At 71.6% G+C, this 19,014-nt stretch carries 18 protein-coding genes; 7 read left to right on the forward strand and 11 right to left on the reverse strand.

Features of this window, described 5'->3' with window-relative positions; genetic code table 11:
* Positions 1–24: 24 nt before the first annotated feature.
* On the reverse strand, positions 25–711 hold the full coding sequence (locus ABD156_RS21250) for a response regulator transcription factor (protein WP_344276167.1): 687 nt from the start codon (positions 709–711) through the stop codon (positions 25–27).
* Positions 708–1,880, reverse strand: a complete 1,173-nt coding sequence (locus ABD156_RS21255; protein WP_344276170.1) for a sensor histidine kinase — start codon at positions 1,878–1,880, stop codon at positions 708–710. Before ABD156_RS21255 ends, ABD156_RS21250 begins: the two co-directional genes overlap by 4 nt.
* Before the next feature lie 165 nt (positions 1,881–2,045).
* On the opposite strand from ABD156_RS21255, the gene ABD156_RS21260 reads away from it, so the two are divergent.
* A complete protein-coding gene (locus ABD156_RS21260) occupies positions 2,046–2,795 on the forward strand; it encodes a hypothetical protein (RefSeq protein ID WP_344276173.1) in 750 nt (249 codons plus the stop codon).
* On the opposite strand, the gene ABD156_RS21265 is transcribed toward ABD156_RS21260, so the two are convergent.
* The 3 genes from ABD156_RS21265 to ABD156_RS21275 are packed head-to-tail and all read right to left on the reverse strand — an operon-like array spanning position 2,785 to position 6,498.
* The gene (locus ABD156_RS21265; RefSeq protein WP_344276176.1) at positions 2,785–3,447 is read right to left on the reverse strand and encodes a response regulator transcription factor; all 663 of its coding nucleotides are present in this window, start codon (positions 3,445–3,447) and stop codon (positions 2,785–2,787) included. The genes ABD156_RS21260 and ABD156_RS21265 overlap by 11 nt on opposite strands.
* A 10-nt stretch (positions 3,448–3,457) precedes the next feature.
* Complete coding sequence (locus ABD156_RS21270; RefSeq protein WP_344276179.1) at positions 3,458–5,104, reverse strand: right-handed parallel beta-helix repeat-containing protein; 1,647 nt, start codon at positions 5,102–5,104, stop codon at positions 3,458–3,460.
* Positions 5,104–6,498, reverse strand: a complete 1,395-nt coding sequence (locus ABD156_RS21275; protein WP_344276182.1) for a BTAD domain-containing putative transcriptional regulator — start codon at positions 6,496–6,498, stop codon at positions 5,104–5,106. Before ABD156_RS21275 ends, ABD156_RS21270 begins: the two co-directional genes overlap by 1 nt.
* Before the next feature lie 34 nt (positions 6,499–6,532).
* Between ABD156_RS21275 and ABD156_RS21280 the strand changes: the two genes are divergently transcribed.
* Both ABD156_RS21280 and ABD156_RS21285 read left to right on the forward strand, forming a co-directional pair.
* The gene (locus ABD156_RS21280) at positions 6,533–7,207 is read left to right on the forward strand and encodes a response regulator transcription factor (RefSeq protein WP_344276185.1); all 675 of its coding nucleotides are present in this window, start codon (positions 6,533–6,535) and stop codon (positions 7,205–7,207) included.
* Positions 7,204–8,454: a sensor histidine kinase gene (locus tag ABD156_RS21285; RefSeq protein WP_344276189.1), complete on the forward strand. Its 1,251-nt coding sequence runs from the start codon at positions 7,204–7,206 to the stop codon at positions 8,452–8,454. The genes ABD156_RS21280 and ABD156_RS21285 overlap by 4 nt, the downstream gene beginning before the upstream one ends.
* Positions 8,455–8,491: 37 nt before the next feature.
* On the opposite strand, the gene ABD156_RS21290 is transcribed toward ABD156_RS21285, so the two are convergent.
* Genes ABD156_RS21290 through eccCa form a run of 5 tightly spaced genes read right to left on the reverse strand, consistent with a single transcriptional unit; the run spans position 8,492 to position 15,963 of the window.
* Positions 8,492–9,700, reverse strand: coding sequence for a hypothetical protein (locus tag ABD156_RS21290; RefSeq protein WP_344276192.1), 1,209 nt, complete (start codon positions 9,698–9,700; stop codon positions 8,492–8,494).
* A gap of 14 nt (positions 9,701–9,714) precedes the next feature.
* Positions 9,715–10,167 carry a hypothetical protein gene (locus tag ABD156_RS21295; RefSeq protein WP_344276195.1) on the reverse strand — a complete coding sequence of 151 codons (453 nt, stop codon included), beginning with the start codon at positions 10,165–10,167 and terminating at the stop codon, positions 9,715–9,717.
* An 11-nt stretch (positions 10,168–10,178) separates the two neighbouring features.
* On the reverse strand, positions 10,179–11,540 hold the full coding sequence (locus ABD156_RS21300; protein ID WP_344276198.1) for a hypothetical protein: 1,362 nt from the start codon (positions 11,538–11,540) through the stop codon (positions 10,179–10,181).
* Between the two features lie 10 nt (positions 11,541–11,550).
* On the reverse strand, positions 11,551–11,949 hold the full coding sequence (locus ABD156_RS21305) for a hypothetical protein (protein ID WP_344276201.1): 399 nt from the start codon (positions 11,947–11,949) through the stop codon (positions 11,551–11,553).
* Positions 11,950–11,997: 48 nt separating this feature from the next.
* A complete protein-coding gene (gene eccCa, locus ABD156_RS21310; RefSeq protein WP_344276204.1) occupies positions 11,998–15,963 on the reverse strand; it encodes a type VII secretion protein EccCa in 3,966 nt (1,321 codons plus the stop codon).
* A gap of 174 nt (positions 15,964–16,137) precedes the next feature.
* On the opposite strand from eccCa, the gene ABD156_RS21315 reads away from it, so the two are divergent.
* Positions 16,138–16,473: a type VII secretion target gene (locus tag ABD156_RS21315; RefSeq protein ID WP_344276208.1), complete on the forward strand. Its 336-nt coding sequence runs from the start codon at positions 16,138–16,140 to the stop codon at positions 16,471–16,473.
* A gap of 28 nt (positions 16,474–16,501) precedes the next feature.
* The gene (locus ABD156_RS21320; protein WP_344276211.1) at positions 16,502–16,798 is read left to right on the forward strand and encodes a hypothetical protein; all 297 of its coding nucleotides are present in this window, start codon (positions 16,502–16,504) and stop codon (positions 16,796–16,798) included.
* 57 nt (positions 16,799–16,855) lie between these two features.
* Here the strand turns inward: ABD156_RS21320 and mycP are convergent, their stop codons facing one another.
* A complete protein-coding gene (gene mycP, locus ABD156_RS21325; protein ID WP_344276214.1) occupies positions 16,856–18,142 on the reverse strand; it encodes a type VII secretion-associated serine protease mycosin in 1,287 nt (428 codons plus the stop codon).
* Positions 18,143–18,259: 117 nt separating this feature from the next.
* Here mycP and ABD156_RS21330 point away from each other — a divergent pair, with 117 nt between their 5' ends.
* Positions 18,260–18,637, forward strand: coding sequence for a YbaB/EbfC family nucleoid-associated protein (locus ABD156_RS21330; RefSeq protein WP_344276217.1), 378 nt, complete (start codon positions 18,260–18,262; stop codon positions 18,635–18,637).
* On the forward strand, positions 18,637–19,011 hold the full coding sequence (locus ABD156_RS21335) for a hypothetical protein (protein WP_344276220.1): 375 nt from the start codon (positions 18,637–18,639) through the stop codon (positions 19,009–19,011). Before ABD156_RS21330 ends, ABD156_RS21335 begins: the two co-directional genes overlap by 1 nt.
* The last annotated feature ends 3 nt before the right edge of the window (positions 19,012–19,014 follow it).

The raw sequence follows: 19,014 nt of genomic DNA on the forward strand, positions 1-19,014 counted from the left end.
CATTGGACCTGCTGGGGCAGGGCATCATTCGGCCGCCCAGCCGGGCCGGACGAGGCCGGTTTCGTAGGCGAGCACGACCAGCCCCGCCCGGTCCCGCACCGCGAGTTTGCCCATGATGCGCGAGACGTGGGTCTTCGCGGTCAGCGGGCTGACCCGCAGCCGGGCCGCGATGTCCGCATTGGACAGTCCCGTTCCGGCCAGCGCGAGGACCTGCCGTTCCCGCCCGGTCAACGCGGCGAGCGCCGCGGCGGCCGACGGGACCGGCTTCGTGCGGGCGGCGTATTCCGTGATCAGCCGACGCGTGACGCCGGGCGCGAGCAGGGCGTCGCCGGCCGCGGCGGCCCGCACGCCGCGCACGAGTTCGTCCGGTTCGCTGTTCTTCACCAGGAATCCGGCCGCACCTCGGCGCAGTGCCTCGAAGACGTATTCGTCCAGGTCGAAGGTGGTGAGCATGACTACGCGGGTCCCGCCGCACCGCGGGTCCGAGGCGATCTGCCCGGTCGCGGCCAGTCCGTCGAGGCCGGGCATGCGGATGTCCATCAGGACGACGTCGGGCCGCAGTTCCCGCACGAGGTTCAGCGCGGTCTCGCCGTCGTCGGCTTCGCCTGCCACCACGAGGTCCGGGCAGGTCTCCAGCAGCACCCGGATGCCCGCCCGCACCAGCGCCTGGTCGTCGGCCAGGACGACGCGGACCGGAGCCGGGCCGGTCACCGGGCGCCGCCGATCGGCAAAACCGCGGCCACCCGATACCCGCCGCCGGGAACCCGGCCCGTCGTCAGCGCGCCGCCGAACGCCACCGCGCGTTCCCGCATCCCCGGCAGGCCGTTGCCGCCTCCCGGCGCCGCGCGGCGAGGACGGCCGCCGCCGTCGTCGGTCACGGTGAGTTCCAGCCGGTCGTCGGCGCAGGTCAGGCTGAGTCCGACGGTCGCGCCTGAACCGGCGTGCCGGATCGCGTTCGTGACTGCTTCCTGGGCGATCCGGTACGCGGCCTGGTCCACCGGAGCGGGCAAGGCCGGCAGCGCGTCCTCGATCTCGGTCGCGACGCGCAGGCCCGCCGCTCGAGCGCCGTCCAGCAGTTCGGCCAGGTCGCCGGGCTGGGAAAGCCGGGGGCTCGGGCGGTAGGGGACGTCGCCGGAGTCGGGCGCACGGAGCGCGTCCAGCACCGCGCGCACCTCTCCGAGGGCGGAGTTGCCCGCGTCCTTGATCGCCGTCAGCGCCTGTTCGACGGCTGGCGGATCGCGCGGAAGCAGCGCGAGCCCGGCATTGGCCTGGACGGTGATCAAGGCCAGCTGGTGGCCGAGCACGTCGTGGAGATCCCGCGCGATTCGCAGCCGTTCGTCCCCGGCGCGACGCAATGCCTGTTCCCGTTGGGTGCGGGCCTCACCGGCCAGCTCCGCCTCGCGGGCTTTTCGTGCCTGCCGACGCACCCGGACGAGTTCCGCGGCCACGGCCAGCACGAGAAACCACGCGGCCAACCCGACTGCCGCGGCCGTGCTCGGAGCGTCCCAGCCGGGCACCGGGACAGTGACGGCCAGTGCATACCCGCTGGCGAGCACCGCATAAGCGACCGGGCGGCTGCCGAACACCACTGCGGCGGCGAAAGTGCCGACCAGCGGCAGGAACACCGGCGCGGGCACCACGCCCAAGAACAGATCCGCGCCGTACATGGCGAAGCCGGTCAGCAACGCGAGCGTCGGGCGGGTCCGCCACCACGCCACGGCCGCGCCAGCCAAGGCAGCGGTCGCATACCCCGCCCACGAGCCGCCGTGGGAGGCGACCACCGCGGCCGCAACGGAGACGACGGCGAAAGCCAACGCCAGCACGGCATTCCCGCCGCCCGGCAGGCGGTGGGACGCGGTGGTGGCCCGGCTCAATCTCACCTGGTCATCGTCCGCGTCTCGCGGCGGCGGCGCGTCCGTCCGGAAGCGCATTTCCCGCTACGCCCCCGGACGTACTCCCGTGGGAGCAGACCGGGATACGCCTGCGAAGCGACGCGGGACGGGCGTCGATGGCCGCATGATCCCCGTCATGACCACGCTTCCCCCGTGCTCGGGCTGACGGTCGCCGCACCGCCCGATCCGCTGACCATCGCCCCACCCCGCAAGGAGCAGTTCATGCCCGCCACCGAATTCCGCGTCCGCACCGGCGTGCTGGCCGCAGTGTCCTATGTGGTCTTCTTCGTCCTGTCCCTCGTTCTCCCCGGCCTGCTCGGGCAGAACCGAGGCGCGTCGATCGTCACCCCGTACTCGACGAACTCCGAAGTAGCGGCCTACCTCGCCGCCACCAGCCACGGCGGGCCGCCGATCGCCGCCTTCTGCCAAGCCCTCAGCGGACTCGCCCTGCTGGTCTTCGCAGGCTGGTCAACCAGCTACCTGCACCGCTTCGATGCCCACGCCGCGCTCGCACGCACCGCCGGTACCGCAGCGGCAGTGTTCCTCCTGCTCTCGGCCAGCGCCCAATGGATCCTCGCCCTGCCCGGAATCGCCGACAACCTCGCCGTCTACCGGGCCGTCACAGACCTGAGCTTCACCACGGGCGCTGCCGTCCAGGTCGCCACCACCGGGCTCCTCACCGCCGCGGTCTCGGCCGGTGCGCGAGACCGCCTCCCCAAGTGGCTTGCCTGGTTCGGCCTCGGCGTCGCCGCGCTGTCCGTCCTGTCCATGCTTTCGGTGCTGGCCAAGGGGTTCTCCCCCTTCCTGCCGATCGGCCGCTACCTCGGCATGGCCTGGTTCCTCGGGCTCGCCGCGCTCCTGCCGCGGCGAGCGGGCCGGCGAGCGCGGGCCGCTACCCCGTGAACCGGTAGCCGACTCCGCGGACCGTCTCGATCAAGGTTTGCTCCCGCAGCTTGCGCCGGAGCTGACGGACCACGACCTCCAGGACGTTCGAGTCCGGATCGGCCATCCGGTCCCACGCGTGCTCGATCAGCTCCCGGCGCGGCACCGGCGCGCCCGCCGCGGCCATCAGGCGTTCGAGGACCAGGAATTCCTTCGGGGCCAGGGTAAGCAGCACGCCCGCGCGGCGCACCTCGCGCGTGCCGGCGTCGAGTTCCACGTCGCCGCGGCGCAGGACGGCCGGGCGGGTCCGCGGCGCGGGGCTCAGCCGGCACAGGCTGCGGACGCGCGCGACCAGTTCGGCCATCTCGAACGGTTTGACCAGGTAGTCGCCGCCGAGTTGCAGGCCCTCGACCCGGTCGGCGGTGCTGTCGCGCGCGGTCAGGAACAGCACCGGCACCGGCCAGCCGGACCGGCGACGGTGCTGCACGTAGCCGAGCGAGTCGCCGGAGGGGAGCATCCGGTCGAAGACCACGCAGTCGTAGGCGTTGACGAAGAGCGCTTCGTCGGCGACCGGCAGATCGCCCACCGCGTCCACGGCGAATCCGGCACTGCGCAACGAAACGTCGAGAGCTATCCGCAAGTTGTCATCGTCTTCGACCACCAGCACCCGCACGAAACCCAGGTTAGCGGGCCACCGCCGCCTCGATGTCGGCGATGCTCAGGCTCCGCAGCTCCTCGAGCGTCGGCACCCGGCCGAGCAGCCGCAACCGCTGGGACTGCGACTTCCGCACGCCCTCGAACAACCGGCGCGCGTCGCGGGCGTTGCCGAAGTTCTCGTCGCCGGAGATCCGCGCGAAATGGTCCACGAGCACCGGTTCCGCGGCCGCGTCGAGTTCGTAGTCCTGGCCGGAGACCATCCGGCCGATGATGCCGAGCAGCTCGCCGGGGGTGTAGTTCTCGAACTCGATCGTCTTGCCGAACCGCGACGCGAGCCCGGGGTTCGCGGACAGGAACCCGGCCATCTCCTTGGTGTACCCGGCCGCGATCACGGCCACCTCGTCCCGGTGGTCCTCCATCATCTTGACCAGGGTGTCGATCGCCTCCTGCCCGAAATCGCCGCCCGCCGAACCCGCCCGCGACAGCGTGTAGGCCTCGTCGATGAACAGCACCCCGCCCTTGGCCTCCTCGAAGATCAGCGCCGTCTTCTCCGCGGTGTGCCCGATGTACTGGCCCACCAGATCGCGTCGCGACACCTCCCGGAACTGGCCGTGCGGCAGCACCCCCAGTGCTTGCAGCAGCCGCCCGTACAGCCGGGCCACGGTCGTTTTCCCGGTGCCGGGCGCGCCGGCGAAGATCAGGTGGTGGCTCGCGCCGCCCACCGGCAGGCCCGCGTTCCGCCGCCATTCGTTGACCTGCAGTTCGTCCACCAGCGAGCGGACTTCGGCCTTGACGCGAGGGAGGCCGACCATCGTGTCGAGTTCGGTCAGCAGTTCGTCCGGCGCCCCGCCCCCGGATCCGGCCGGTCCGGTGGCCTCGACCACGACCGGGTTCGCGCCGCCGTCGACGGAAATGCCCGGCTCCGCGGTGTTTTCCGCCCGGCACTCCTCGATGCTGCCGCCGCAGCCGGCCGCGAACGCGATGCCGACGCCGCGCGAGTCCCGGACGGTGCACTGCCGCAGCACCGGCGCGCTGTGCTGGGCCACGGCGATCCCGTCCGAGCCGGTCCGCGAAATGACGCAGTTTTCCAACACAGGGCGGCTGTATTGGTAGACATACACCCCGCGCAGTCCGCAATCGGTCACGGTGCAGCCGCGCAACACGGGTGCGGCCCCCATGCCGATGACGACGCCGTCCCCGGTCACCTCCTCGATGACGGTGTCCACCAGCCGCCCCGGGCTGCCTTCGATCACCACGCCCTGCTCGACAGCTTTCAGCGAGCAGCCCGTCAGCTCGAACGCCGCCATGCCCTCGATCCGCACCGCAGGCCCGCGCCCGCCGGTGATCAGACACCGGCGCACGACCAGCTCGACATTCTCCGCGGACAGCGCGGCCGACTCGCCGCCGTGCAGCTCGATCCCTTGCAGCGTCAGGGATCCGCCGACCGCGTGCAGCACCGGATGATCCGCTCCGGCGCCGTCGACGATCACCTGCGCCCCGGCCTCCGCCGTCAGCGTCACGTGCAGGCCGGACAGGGCGAGCACTTCGCGATACCGGCCCTCGGCGACGGTGATCTCGGCGTGGTCCGGAGCGACGGAGAGCGCGTCGCCGATCGTCGGGTACGCGCCAGGCCGGTCGGCGACCAGGAGACGTCGTGCGTTCGGGGTCGTCATCAGCCCGCCTCGGCCATCAGCCAGCCCCGGCCGGCGGCCTTCGCTCCGGCCTGGAACCGGCTGCGCGCGCCGAGCCGGTTCATGATGTCGGCGACCATCCGCCGGACCGTGCGCACCGAGATGTCCAGCCGGGCCGCGGCGGATTCGTCGGTGCTGCCGGAACACAGCAGCGTCAGCAGATCGCGCTCCCGGCGGGTGAGCCCTGCGGTGCCCTCTCGGTCGTCGAGACCGGTCGGGATCAGCGGCACGGCCTCGGGCCAGATCCGGTCGAACAGCCCGGCCGTCGCGGCGACGACGCCGGGCAGCCGGAACACCGCCGCCGAGGAACTCCCGGCCCGGTCGTCCGGCAGCACCGCGGCCGAACGGTCGACGACCACCGCGTCCATCGGCACGTCGGCCACGGTCCGCACGTCCGCGCCGGCGAGCGCGAGGCCGCCGAGCGCACCGGACAGCCGGACCGAATCGGGGCACAGCACGCGGTAGCGCACGCCGGGCCGCAGCGTGGCCTGGCCCAGCCGGCGCACCGCGTCCGCCGGTCCCGGCCCGGCGGTGGCGCACATGATCAGCACCTCGCTCGCGGCGGACGCCAGCAGCCCGTCGATCCCGGCCGGACGCGGCGCGGATCCGCCGCCCGCGACCAGGCTGAGCTTGGCGCCCGGGCCAGGCTGCCGTTCCCGCAGCACCTTCCGCTGCGCGGCAACGAGTTCCGGTCCCGGTTCCCAGCCGAGCTCGCGGGCCAGCAGCTTCCGCGCGTGCTCGAACGCGGCGAGAGCCTCGGCCGGACGGCCAGCTTGCTGCAGCGCCAGCACGAGCCGCGCCCAGCTGCTTTCGCGCAGCGGGTCGTGGTCGGCGACCTCGCGCAGCAGCGTGATCGCGTCCGTCGCGCGGTCCGACGCGAGGTACGCCTCGGCGAGCAGCGAGCGGAGCTCGGCGCGCCGTTCCTCCCACTTCGCCGCGGCCGCCCGCGCACCGTCGAACTCGAGCCCCTCGAACGGCTCGCCCTGCCAGTGCCCCAAGGCGGCGGACAGCCGCTCGGCCGCGGTGTCGTACTTCGCGTCGGCCAGCGCCGCGCGGCCGGACTCGGCCAGCGTTTCGACCAGCTCGGTGTCCAGTTCGCCCGGCAGCACCTTGATCCGGTAGCCGCCCGGACGGCTTTCCAGCCGCTCCCCCACGCTTTGGCGCAGCTGCCACACGTAGCTGCGCAGGTTGCGCAGCGCGGAGGCGGGCGCGGCCTGTTCATGCCAGATTCCGCCGATCAGCTGATCGACTCGGACCCAGGCGTTAGCGTGCAGGAGCAACAACGCCAGGAGCGCGCCCGGTTTCGTCGCCCTCAGCTCGATGCGGGTGCCGCTCGACGGGCGCGCCTCGAGCGGACCGAGTAGTTGAAACTGCATGCGCTAACTTTCCATCGGGACACCTGAGGTTTGGATGACAACGGTGATGGTCGTCGAGGACGACGAGAACATGCGGGTCGCGGTCGCCGCGCAGCTGAGCGCGGCCGGGCTCGGCGTGCACGTCTGCGGTGACCTCGCCGAAGCCGGAAGAGCCCTCGGCTCGCACCCCTACGACTGCGCGGTGTTCGACCGGATGCTGCCCGACGGAGATTCCCTCGGCTACGTCGACGCACTGCGCCGCCAGGGCTGGCACACCCCCGTGCTGTTCCTCACCGCGCGCGATTCGCCGGCCGACCGCGTCGCCGGGTTCGAGCACGGCGCGGACGACTACCTGGTCAAGCCGTTCGCGATGGCCGAGCTGACCCAGCGGGTGCTGAACCTGTGCCGGCGCAGCGGCTCCGACCGGCCCTCGGTGCTCCGCCACGACGACCTCGTGATGGACTGCGCGCGGCGCGAGGTCCGCCGGGCCGACGTGCTGCTCACCCTGTCCAACAAGGAGTTCGCCGTGCTGGAGTACCTGCTCGTCCGGTCCGGGCAGGCGGTGAGCCGGGCCGAACTGCTCGAACACTGCTGGGCCGCGGCTCCCGAGGAAATGGGAGACAAGTCCAATCCGGTCGACGCGGTGGTGAAGCGGCTGCGGCGCAAGCTGCGGGAACCGGAACTGATCCACGCCGTGCGCGGTCTCGGCTACCGGTTCGGCGCTCAGTGAACGGCTCCGCCGCCGACCGGCTGCGCCGGCTGCGCTGGGTCTTGACCGCGCTGTTCACCACGATGAACGCGATCGGGCTCATCGTGCTCGCCTGGATCGTGGTCAACGAGGACGCCGACCGCGGGACCGCCGCGGTCACCGCGAGCCTCGACCGCGTCACGTCGTCGGTCAGCAGGCTCGTCGGCTACGACGGCGGCGTGGTCAGCTTCGCGCTCGTCAACAGCGACCTGCTGAACGCCGACTGCCCCCAGTTCGCGATCCTGCCCGGCGGCGCGCAGACCTTCCGGCCGCATCTGTCCGGCCGCTCCTGCGTGCCGATGGACACCGGCGTGCTCAACGGCCTCGCCGCGGACGCGATCCACACCGGTGGCCTGGTCGAGGGCCACCAGCAAAGCACCGACGGCCGGTCGGTGCTGGTGCGCGCGCAGCCGCTGCTGAACCCGTCCGGGAAGTACCTCGGGGCGGTCGTCGCGGTCGCCGACCTGAGCGACACGCAGTCCGCGCACACGCGGTTCGTGCTGCTGGTGGTCGGCGGCTGCGTGTTGCTGATCGCCGTGCTGGGCTTCGCCGGGCACCTGCTGTCCGGCCGGTCGATCCGGCCCGCGGCGGCGGCGTTGCAGGAACAGGAAGTGCTGCTCGCCGAGACCGCGCACGACCTGCGCAGCCCCGTCGCCGCCCTGCGCGCGCTGGCCGAAACCGCCCAGGCGAACCCGGATCAGCGGGCCGCGCTGCTGCCGAGGACCGTGCAACTGGCGTCGGACATGGGCAGCATCATCGACAGCCTGCTGGTCCGCGCCCGGCTCGCGGCGGGAGTCGAACAGCTGAACCTGCAACCGGTGTGGCTCGATCAACTGGTCACCGACATCGCCGAGAGCGCGCACACCGGAGGCGCGCAGGTGACCGTGACCGCGGCCCCGACGAAGGTGAACGCCGACCCGACGCTGATCCGCCGCGCGGTCGGAAACCTGCTGGACAACGCCGTCCGCTACGGCAGGCAGCCGGGGGCCGAAGCGATCGTGCACATCACCGTTTACGGCGGGACTGTCACGGTGGCCGACCACGGGCCTGGCATCGACCCGTCGACAGCCGCGGACGCCTTCGACCGGTTCAGCAGCACGGGCGGGTCATCGGGGCTGGGGCTGTCGATTGTGCGGTGGGTTGCGCAGGCTCATGGCGGCGTGTTGTCGGTGTACAACGCTGATGAGGGCGGGGCGATCTTCGAGCTGCGCTTTCCGCAGGCGGCGTGACGGCCGGACCGAGAGATCCGGCCGCCGCGCCTCAGCGCTACTCCGCCGTGTTGATCAGCTCCACGGTGCCGCTCCCTGACTCACCGAACCGGTTGGGCCGCGCCACGAATCCGTCCTGCGCGCCGTTGGACCGGCCGCGAAGCGCGACAGTTACTCCGTCGTTCGCGGTGGAACGGCGGCGTCCGTTGGCGGATTGGCCATCCGTGTTCTCCGCGCTGCCGGGCCGCAAAGTCCCGGCAGCTCCGGCACTCATGCCGTGCGGCGTCATCGGCGGCATCATCCCGCCCGCACCGCCCCGGGCCGAACCGGTCGCCGTCCCCTCCGGTTCCACGCTGCTTCGTTTCGCCGCCGTGGAACGCATCGCGGGCATCGCGCCCAGCCCAGCGCCGGCGGCGCCGAGCGCACCGAAGGGCAGCCCCGAGGCCACCGGCGCGGAACCGGCCGGGGAAGGCATCCCGCCAATCCCGCCGATCGCGCCGCCCAGGTCGCCCGGCGACAGCGAGCCCGGACCCAGCCCGGCGAGCGCAAGTCCTTGTCCCGACGTCCAATCCTTCGGGTCCAGGCTCAGCCCGTGCCCGGTGCCGCCGAGGGCGCCCGGCAGGCTGCCGGTCAGCTTCGACAGGTCCGGGGAACTGCCCGAGCCGCTGCCGATTCCCGCCGCCTGAGCCAGGCTTTGCACCTCGGTCAGGAAATTCACCGCCGCGTCCGCCGTCTTCACCGCGTCCGCCGAAGAAATGTTGAAGTTCGGGATCAGGTCCGCCGGGTTCGTCACGCCCGCCGCCCCGCACACGGCCAGCATCGCGCCGTCGTACTGCGCGCCCAGCTCGTTCATCACCGTCGCCGAGCTTTGCCAGGCCTGCAAAGCCAATTCCCAGGTGAGCGGGTTCATCCGGGTCGCCGCGTATTCGGCGTAGAAGCCTTCGACGAGGCCTTGCGTCACCGGCAGGGTGTCCGCGAGCGCGTTCAGGTGGGTCGAGACCTGCGACGCGCCGATGCGATCGCCCCACGTCGTCAGGTCGGCGATCGACCGGCCGACCTTGGCCTCGAAGGAATCCGCGGCCTTGTCCTGCCAGCCGGCCAAGGTCACGGTGCCCGCGTTGCGCCGCAGTTCGGCGGCGGCGGTCTGGCTCCAGGCATGGACCTCCGACCACATCGTCGCCGCGGAGCGCAGCGTCGGGATGTGCGCCTGTTCGGCGTCGATCATCGCCTTGTGGAAATCGGGAAGCAGCACGTTGTAGGGAATCACCGGTCAACTCCTCTTCAGACGGATTCCGGGGCGGACGGATGTTCGGGCGAGGCGCCGCCGGTGCCGGTGCCGGTGCCGGTGCCAGCGCCCGTGCCGGTCCCGGTGCTCGGCGTTTTCCCGGCGCCGGAGAACTGCTTCAGCACGCCGATTCCCTTGTCGGCCACCTTCATCGTGGACGTCGCCAGGTCGATGCTGTTGATCAGATCCGTGGCCTTGTACTGCGCGGCGGCGGCTTTCACTTTCGCCGAAATGGTCGTCATGTCCTCGCTGGTGTTGCCGATGTAGGCGCCGACCACGCCGGTCGCGGCCTTGTCCAGCACTGCCATCAGGATTCCCTCGACCGTGCCCAGCGGGCTGACCGGCTCCCCCAGCCTGGCCAGCGACGCGGGCGGCGCCGGGGCCTTGGTCTGCGCGGAGAACACCGCCATCGCCTCGGGGTCCCCCTTGATGAAGGATGCGTCGGACATCTTTCCCCTCCTCAGGTTCGGTAACTGCGTTCCGGGCCGGCGCTGCCGACCTGCCACAACTCTTCGTCGAGCACCTCGGCGGGCGCCTGCTCGACCGGCGCCGGCGGCTTCTTCGGAGCCTTCGCCGGAGCGGGTTTCTTGCGCTTGCCTCCGGTTTCCCGTCCGGCCAGCACGACGCCGGTCTTGCCGTCGGTCTTGCGCGACCGCACCGCGTTGACCTGTTCCGCCGCGCCGGGCCGGATCCCGCCGGATCCGGAACCTCCCCGCCCTGCCCCGGATTGCGGCGGATACATCGGCGGCATGCCGCTGCTGCCGGTGCTCCCGGTCCCGCTCGCCGTCGCCGTTCCGGCGGGTGCCGCTCCAGCGGAAAGCCCGGCCTGCGCCGCGTTCGGCGAGACGGCCCCGCCGACCCCCGCGCCTGCCCCGGCCGGACCGCCGGCGGCGCCGCCGCCGATTCCCGCTCCCGCCCCGCCGCCGACCGAGCCGGCGAGCCCGGGCAGTCCGGAATCCGGTTGCGGGACCGAGGAAAAGTCCGCGGGCTGATACAGATCGGCGGGGTTGAAGGCGCTGCTGACCGGATTCGGCACCTGCGCGGCGTTTCCCCCGGCGCCGCCCGCGTTCTTCGCCAGGTCGAGCAGCTTGCTCGCCACGTCCGCCGCGTTCTTCGCGGTGACCAGCGGCGATTCGGGAGAACTGTCGGCCGGGTCCTTGGCGGGTTCCTTGGTGTCGGGAACGTCTTGCGGGGACGGAGTTTCCTGCGGATTCGCCGACGCGGGATCCCCGCCGCCGTTGTTCGGCGCGGCCGGACCCGGCCCCGGCTGGTCCGAGGTCGACGTCAACCCGACCTTCGGATCGCCCGACAGCTGCCTGCCGGGAGCGGCGAGCAGCTTCGACGTCACCTCCTGGTACAGCGGCGTCAGCGTGTCCAGCCGGTCTGCGACGTCATTGCGCGCCCGGTCCACGTCCGCTTGCGACGCGTTCGACGGCAGGTTCGCGATTTTGGCGTCCGCGAACCCCCGCGCGTCGTGGATCCCGTTGATCAGCGCGGAGATCGCCGCGGTGATCTGGTCGGTGGTCGTGCTGGTCGTCAGCGGGCCGCCCGATTCGGGCCCGCCGGCCATCTCGTCGGTCCAGGACTGCGCGACCCGCGCCACTTTGAGCGCCTCGGCGTCGAAGGCGGTGCCCGCGAAGTCTTTCCACGTGTCGCCGAGATCGAGGCGCATCCTGTCCAGATTGGCCGCTTGGTCCGCCAGCCAGGGACGGACCTGCGACCACATCGCCGAGGCCGCGCTCAGCAACGGCACGTGCTGGACGCACTCCGCCACGATCATGTCGCGGAGTTCGCCGAGCTGCTTGCTGCGGTAGTCGATCATGCCGGTCGCCCTACCGCTGCTGCCCGGACGTGAGCGAGGGCAGCACCGCGGGCAGGCCGTCGCCGGTCATCTTGCCGAACGCCGTGCGGGTGTAGTCGTCGAAGGCGGCCTTCGCGAGTTCGTCCTTGGCGGCTTGGTCGGTGAAGTGGTAGTTCTGCGCCGCGTTGTGCGCGAAAGTCCCGAGCGCGTTCACCGTCTCCTTGAACTGGGTGATGAACCGGTAGAGCCGGTCGGTGGTCCCGCTGTCCGCGTCCAGCACGCTTTCGTGGCCGTTCAGCATGCTGCCGCAGCCGCCGCTGCCCCGTCCGGCCACCAGCTCGGGAACCGGGACCCTGGCCAGGTTTCCCGCGGTCTCGGCGAACCGCTCCATCGCGGCCGGGATTCCGTCCATTCTGTCCGGTGGTGCCATCGCGCTCTCCTGCTTCCGCTCGTCTGTCCACAGTGGTCTGCCGGCCGGTCAGGCCCGGGGCGGCGACCAGGCCAGCTGCACCAGCCCCTTGTTCCCGCGTCGGTCGACCAGCCAGCCGCGGCCGGGCGGCAGCACCTGCGCCCGCATCCCGCCGAGCAGCGGGCCCTCGTCCCGGTCGCCGGACATCAGCACGCCGGCCGCGCCGACCTCGCGCAGGCGGTTGAGGACCGGTTCGTACAGGCCCTTGCCCGCGCCGCCGGTGCGGCGTGCCAGCACGACGCGCAAGCCGATGTCGCCCGCTTGGGCGGCCAGCGGCAGCAACGGCATGAGCGGGTGGTTCTGGTGCGTGGCCACCATGTCGTAGTCGTCGACGAGCACGAAGATTTCCGCGCCCTGCCACCAGTTCTTCGCGCGCAGCTGCTCGGGAGTGACGTCCGGGCCGGGCAGCCGCCGCGACAGCCTGGTGACCACCTCGTTCAGCAGCGAGATGCTGTGCGCGTCGTTGGTGCCGGTGCCCAGCAGGTACTCGTCGGGGATCTCGCCGAGCAGCCCGCGCCGGTGGTCGATCAACACGATCCGCGCCTGCTCCGGCGTGTACGCGGCGCAGATGCGGCGGGCCACGGTGCGCAGGAACGAGGTCTTGCCGGACTGGGTGTCGGCCAGCACGAAGAAATGCGGATCGTTCGCGAAGTCCAGCCGCAGCGGCGACAGGTCGTGCTCGTGGACGCCGACCGCCAGCCCGGCGTCCGGTCCGGTCAGCTCGTCGGCGGCTGGGAGTTCGCTGTAGTCCAGCAGGCCGGGCAGCAGCCGGACCGGCGGTGCCGCCGCGCCGGGCCACGCGTCCGCGATCGCCGTGACCACGCCGGCGATCCCGTCGGACAGATCGCCGACGCTGTGCCCGCCGTCGATGCGCGGCAACGCGATCAGCATCTGGTGCTTGCTCGCCGACAGCCCCCGGCCGGGCCGTTCGGCGGGCACGCCCATCGCCGCGCGCCGGTCGATGATCGAATCGATCGGGTCGCTGATCTTCAGCTCGAGCCTGCTGGCGAACAGGTCGCGCACGTTCATCCGCAGGTCGAAGGAGCGGGAACACGCGGCGACCACGTGGATTCCGTAGGCGAGACCGCGCGAGGCGATGTCGCTGACGATCTCCTCCTGCTGGTCGAAATCGTTGCGCAGGGTCAGCCAGCCGTCGATCACGAGGAAGACGTCGCCGTGCGGATCGTCCGGGAACTCGCCGGCGGCCTTCCGCTTCCGGAACGTCGCGACGCTGTCGATCTTGTGCTCGGCGAACAGCCGCTCGCGCTGGGCGAGCAGCGTGGCGACCTCGGAGACCGTGCGCCGGACCGCGCCGGTGTCCAGCCGTCCGGCCACTCCGGCGAGGTGCGGCAGTCCTTCCAGCGAAGCGAGCGTCCCGCCGCCGAAGTCGAGGCAGTAGAACTGCGTCTCGCGCGGCGTGTGCGTGAGCGCGAGGCTGAGGATCAACGTGCGCAAGGCCGTGCTCTTGCCGCTCCGCGGGCCGCCGATGACCACGACGTGCCCGGCGGCGCCCGACAGGTCCAGGCTCAGCGGATCGCGGCGCTGCTCGTACGGCCGGTCGACGAGGCCGAGCACCGGGCGCAGCGCACCGGCGAGTTCGGTCGAGTTGGCGGTCAGCCCGCGCTCGCGGTGCGCGACCAGGTCCGGCAGCAGTTCGTCCAGGGACGGGGATTCGTCCAGCGGCGGCAGCCACACCTGGTGCGCGGGCGTCCCGCGCCCGACCAGCCGGTCGACCATGATGTCCAGCAGCGACTCGCCGACCGCGGCGTCGGATTCCGGCTCGGGCTCGGCGGCGTCCCCGGCGTCGATCGCGGGCGCGTGGTAGGCGGTCGTGTATTCGTGCAGCACCAGGTCCTCCGGCGGACCGGCCGGCCCGCCGGACTGGCTGATCCGGCGGTGCACGCCGGAGACGTAGGCCGAACGGAACCGCACCATGGATTCGGTGCCCACCTTGAGGAAGCCGTTCCCCGGCGCCCGCGGCAGCTTGAACGCGTCCGGCACGCCGAGCACCGCCCTGCTCTCCATCTCGGAGAAGGTCCGCAGGCCGATCCGGTAGGACAGGTGGCCCTCCAGCCCGCGCAGGCGGCCCTCGTCCAGCCGCTGCGACGCGAGCAGCAGGTGCACGCCGAGCGACCGGCCCAGCCGTCCGATCTGGACGAACATGTCGATGAAATCCGGCTTGGCGGAAAGGAGTTCGGAGAATTCGTCGCAGATGACCAGCAGCGTGGGCACCTCCGGCAGCGGGGCTCCGGCTTGCCGGGCCTTCTCGTAGTCGCGCAGCGAGGAGAAGTTCCCGGCCGCGCGCAGCAGCTCCTGGCGGCGGATCAGCTCGCCGTTGATCGCGTCGGTCATCCGGTCGACCAGGTGCAGTTCCTCGGCGAGGTTGGTGATCACCGCGCTGGTGTGCGGCAGTTTGTCGAGCCGGGTGAAGGTCGCGCCGCCCTTGAAGTCGATCAGCGCGAAGTTCAGCGAGCTCGGCGGATGCGTGATCGCCAGCGCCAGCACGAGCGTCCGCAGCAGTTCGGACTTGCCGGAGCCGGTGGCCCCGATCAGGAGGCCGTGCGGGCCCATGCCCTCCTGCGCGGACTCCTTCAGGTCGAGGTCGATCGGGGCGCCGTCCTCCTGGATGCCGAACCGGATCCGCAGCCGGTCGCGGTTCGGCCGCGGCGTCCAGGTGTCCTCCGGCGACAAGTCGTACGGATCGCCCAGTCCCAGCAGGTCGGCGAGGCCGAGTTCGGAACTCATCGGCGCGTCGCGGATCCCCGAGCTGAGCCGCAGCGGCGCGAGCTGCCTCGCCAGTCCCTCGGCCGCGGCGCCGTCGAGGAAATCCGCCTCGCCGAGCTGCGCTTCGCCCTCGGCTGTCCGGCTGGAAAGCGCGCCGTCGGCCCCGACCGAAAGCAGCACCGAAGTCCGGGCGGGCACCCGCGGCGGCGGAGTCGACAGGTCGAACACCGTGACGCCCTCCACGCCGCCGCCGGTCATCAGGTGGTCCGAACCGGCGACCTCGCCGCCGTCCAGCACCACGACCAGGTACGGCCCGGGGACGCTGACCTGCTGGTCGGGATCGAACCGCGGGCGGGCGCCCAGTTCCTCCTCCAGCATCGCTTCCAGCGCCGACACCGCCGGAACCACCAGCCGCAGCGGACCGAGCGCGTCCGAACGCGCCGGGTGCAGCGAATGCGGGAGCCACTTCAGCCATTCCCAGTCGGCGCGGCGGTCCTCGCTCACGCACACCGCGATGCGCAGATCGTCGGGCGACTGCAGCGCGGCGAGCTGTGCCAGCACGGCACGCAGCATGCCGAGCGCCGCGGTGCGGTCGCCGCGCACGTGGATCCGGCTGAAGCCGTTGACCGCGATCGCCAGCGGCAGCCCGTCGACCGTGCGGTGGGTGGCGAGGAACTTCCGCAACGCCAACGCCGACAGCGGCTCAAGCTCTTCGAGCGGCAACGTGTCCGGCGCGACGAGCGCGAGCGCCGGCCCCTGCGGACCGCGCCCGATCCGGGCGACGGCGAAATCCTCGTCGTCCTTGCGGCGCTCCCACAGCCGATAGCTGGCCGCGAGCGACCACAACGCCGCCGGCTCCGGGTGGAGGTAGTCCATGGCCGTGCGCTGCCGGCGCACTGCCCGGCGCAGCCGCACCCGGTGCTGCGCCAGGTGCCGCAGGTACTTTCGGCGGGCCTGCCCCATCTCCCGTTTGCTCGGGCCGCCGCCCTGCAGCAGCCCGGTGAGGATCATCCCCAGCATCCCGACGCCCATCAGCCCGTAGACCACGAACCGGATGGAGCCGCCGAGGTTGCCGGAGTAGAGCAGCAGCGTCGAGGCCATCATGGCGAGCATCGGCAGCACCGTGAACACCTGCGCCCACTGCCGTCCCGGCGGGGCCGGGATCGCCGGGGGCGGTTGCAGCATCAGCTCGCCGGCCGGCATCTCCGGGGCCGGTTTCCGCGCGGGCCGCTTGACCAGGACTGTCGCCATGGCACCGATCTTGCGCGCCCGCCGGGCGTTGCGGGCGGCCGTGGCAGGAACGTGCCGCGCGGCGGGCATTCCCCGCCGGAGGAACTAGCTTCGGAAAAGTGGGGAGGCGGCCGGGAAATCCGGGGCGCGTTCCCGTGACCGCGAATGGAGGGTCTTGTGACAGGGTTCAATTTCATGAACGGCGATCCCACGCAGATGCGCGGGATCGCCGACAACTGGCGTGGCCTCTACGAGGAGGTCGCGAACCGCAACACCAGCCTGAACACCGGGAACACCGGGCTGGAAGGCGTCTGGAAGGGCGCGGGCGGGCGGATGTTCCAGGGCATCGAGCCGGACCGGTTCTCCCAGAACCAGCGGCTGACGACGAGCGGCCACGGACTGGCCGACACCCTGACGACGTCGGCGAACAAGTATTTCGAGAACGACGCGGAAAACGGCCGGGCGCTCAGCATGACCGGCGATTTCCAGGTCGACACCGGTTCGTTCGGTTCCGCTTTCGGCGCCGTCTGAGCCACCGCACCGGAGAAGGGAGACCGCAGTGACCGACCAGATCCTGATGTATTTCGACCAGGTCCAGAGCCAGGCCCAGGAGATCTTCAAGACCGCGGGCCAGGACTCGACGTCGTTCGGCGACGTGTACCAGCGCGCGAAGGACGCGTTCTCGAGCGTCCTGACCGACGGCAACGGGCACGAGATGGACGCGGCGATGGGCCAGAAGTTCAAGCTGGACAACGAATACAACGACCGGGCCCACGCGATGGGCCGCGCCACCTCGAACTCGGTGGACCGGTCGCAGCATTGCGTGCAGAGCTGCGCCGCTACGTGGCAGGTGTGATCCTGGCACGGTGAAGCGCGCCCCGTTCTCGGACGGGGCGCGCTTTCTTGTGTCCGCTTAGGACTGTCCGAGCAGAGAAACCTGATCCGGCAGCTCCTCCGCCACCGGCTCAGCGGGCAAGGCCGCGGCACGACTCGCACGCCACCCTCGACGACGGCCTCGCCGCAGGACGACCACAATCAGCACCACCAACAGCAAAGCACCAGCACCGCCGAAAGCAAGCCAGGACGCGGTCGAGGCACTGCTGCGCAGCCACTCCGCGTGCGCGGCCGCGGCCCGATCCACGGGAGCCGGGTGATACGCCGGAATCCCCGCCGACGGCGCGAGGTTCATCCCGTCCGTGACCGCGCGGTACGGATTGACCAAGCCGGCCCCGTAAGCGTCGCTGGCCTGCCCGCCCCGTGCCGGGCTGGCGGTCGCTTCCAGCCGCCGGATCACCTCAGGCGCGGACAGGTTCGGCCAAGCCGCACGAACCAAAGCCGCGGTACCGGCGACGAACGGCGTGGCGAAGCTGGTTCCGTCGTCATAGGCATGCCCGTCCACGCGGGTCGCCGCGAGCACCTTCGCGCCCGGCGCGACCAGTCCGACGTACGGCCCGATCTGCGAACTGGACGCCCGTGCTCCGTCGATGTCCACCGCTCCGACGCCGAGCACGCCGGGGTAAGCCGCGGGATACGAAGGAAGTTTCGTCGACGCGTCCTGCTGTGCGTTGCCCGCCGCGGCGACCACCACGACGTCGCTGGCCACCGCGTAGGCGACCGCTTCGCGGATCGCCGGGAAGTCGGCGGTCCCGGACATCGACAGGTTCAGCACGCGAGCGCCTTGCCCGACCGCGTAGACGATGCCGCTCGCGACGGTCTGCGGGTTGATCCGCTGGATCTGGCCCTGGTCGGTGAGGTCCTGGTCGCTGACCCGGACCGGCAGCACGGCGGCGTCCGGCGCGACGCCGCGGAAACCGACGCCGGGCACCGGATCCGCCGCCACGATGCTCGCCACCGCGGTGCCGTGCGAATCGCAGTCGAAGGAGCCGGGAAGGTCCTGGCCCGCCACGAAATCCCGGCCTGGCAACACCTTTCCGGGACGCCGCAGCTGCGGGTGATCGGCGTCCACCCCGGAATCCACCACCGCCACCACGACACCGCCGCCGCGCGTGTACCGCCACGCCGACTCGGGGGCGAGCATCTGCTGCGCCCAGGGCTGAGCGGTGATCTCCGGGTGCGCGGGTTGGGCGTTGGTGCAGGCTCCCGCGGGCGGTGCGGCCCGAGCCGGGCCGCCGCCGAGGACGAATGGGAGCGACGCCACCGTCAGCACGGTGGCGACAGAAGCCTTACGGTGTCGGGTCACCCTCGCGATACTGCGGCACTTCGCGCCCGTTCCCGCCCCCGTGGCCGCTACCGGTCACCGTCCGCCACAGCCGCCGGCGCGGCCCCAGACTGGCGTCCGGAAGCGAGGAGGACCGGGATGGACACGCCACCGCACCTGAACATGTACGAGGAATACCGGCAGCTGGCCGTCGATATCCGGGCCGCACAGTCCCAAATGGCCGAAGTCCGCGCCGAAGCATCTTCCGACGACGATCTCATCGCCGCGGTCGTCGGCAGTTCCGGCGAACTCGTGGAACTGCGCCTGGACTCCCGGATCTACCGCGCGCCGGATTCGGCCCGGCTGGCCGCCGACATCACCGATGTCGTGCGCCGCGCCGCGGAACTCGCCCGGCAGGAGACCTTCTCGATCCTGTCCGGATTCCTGCCGCCCGACGCCACTCCGGAAACCGCTGACCTGCGCGCCGACCCGATGCTGCACGAACTCGACCGGCAGGTCGCCGGGGAGCGCCGCTGATGGCCCCGCCGGAAAAACCCGCCCCCGGCGAGCACCTCGTCGACCGCACCGACCCCGGCGGGTACGCCGGGATGTACCCCGACGCGACCGAGCAGGTGTTCCGCGCGCTGGCGCACCTCCAGCAGACCTACCACGACACGTTGGGCGGCGTCCGGAAGGACTTGCAGCAGGAGTACCACGTCGGCAACGGGGCGAGCGGCAAGGCGTTCATGGAAACCTATCGCGAGTGGGCGATCAGCCTCGATAGGAACGCGCAGCTGGCCTCGATCGGCCTCGCGCAGCTGACCGGCCAGGCCGTCGGGCAGATCGCCGAATACCGCACCGCGGACGCGAAGAACGCCGCCGGGCTGCGTTCCTCCCAGACCGGGCAGTAGGCG

Source organism: Amycolatopsis albidoflavus (assembly GCF_039525725.1).
Taxonomy (GTDB): Bacteria; Actinomycetota; Actinomycetes; order Mycobacteriales; family Pseudonocardiaceae; genus Amycolatopsis; species Amycolatopsis albidoflava.

Coding starts and splice junctions, on each gene's coding strand:
- ABD156_RS21270 (WP_344276179.1), bottom strand. CDS start 5,104: ATGACGACCCCGAACGCACGACGTCTCCTGGTCGCCGACCGGCCTGGC.
- ABD156_RS21275 (WP_344276182.1), bottom strand. CDS start 6,498: ATGCAGTTTCAACTACTCGGTCCGCTCGAGGCGCGCCCGTCGAGCGGC.
- ABD156_RS21280 (WP_344276185.1), top strand. CDS start 6,533: ATGACAACGGTGATGGTCGTCGAGGACGACGAGAACATGCGGGTCGCG.
- ABD156_RS21295 (WP_344276195.1), bottom strand. CDS start 10,167: ATGTCCGACGCATCCTTCATCAAGGGGGACCCCGAGGCGATGGCGGTG.
- ABD156_RS21300 (WP_344276198.1), bottom strand. CDS start 11,540: ATGATCGACTACCGCAGCAAGCAGCTCGGCGAACTCCGCGACATGATC.
- ABD156_RS21305 (WP_344276201.1), bottom strand. CDS start 11,949: ATGGCACCACCGGACAGAATGGACGGAATCCCGGCCGCGATGGAGCGG.
- eccCa (WP_344276204.1), bottom strand. CDS start 15,963: ATGGCGACAGTCCTGGTCAAGCGGCCCGCGCGGAAACCGGCCCCGGAG.
- ABD156_RS21315 (WP_344276208.1), top strand. CDS start 16,138: ATGAACGGCGATCCCACGCAGATGCGCGGGATCGCCGACAACTGGCGT.
- ABD156_RS21330 (WP_344276217.1), top strand. CDS start 18,260: ATGGACACGCCACCGCACCTGAACATGTACGAGGAATACCGGCAGCTG.
- ABD156_RS21335 (WP_344276220.1), top strand. CDS start 18,637: ATGGCCCCGCCGGAAAAACCCGCCCCCGGCGAGCACCTCGTCGACCGC.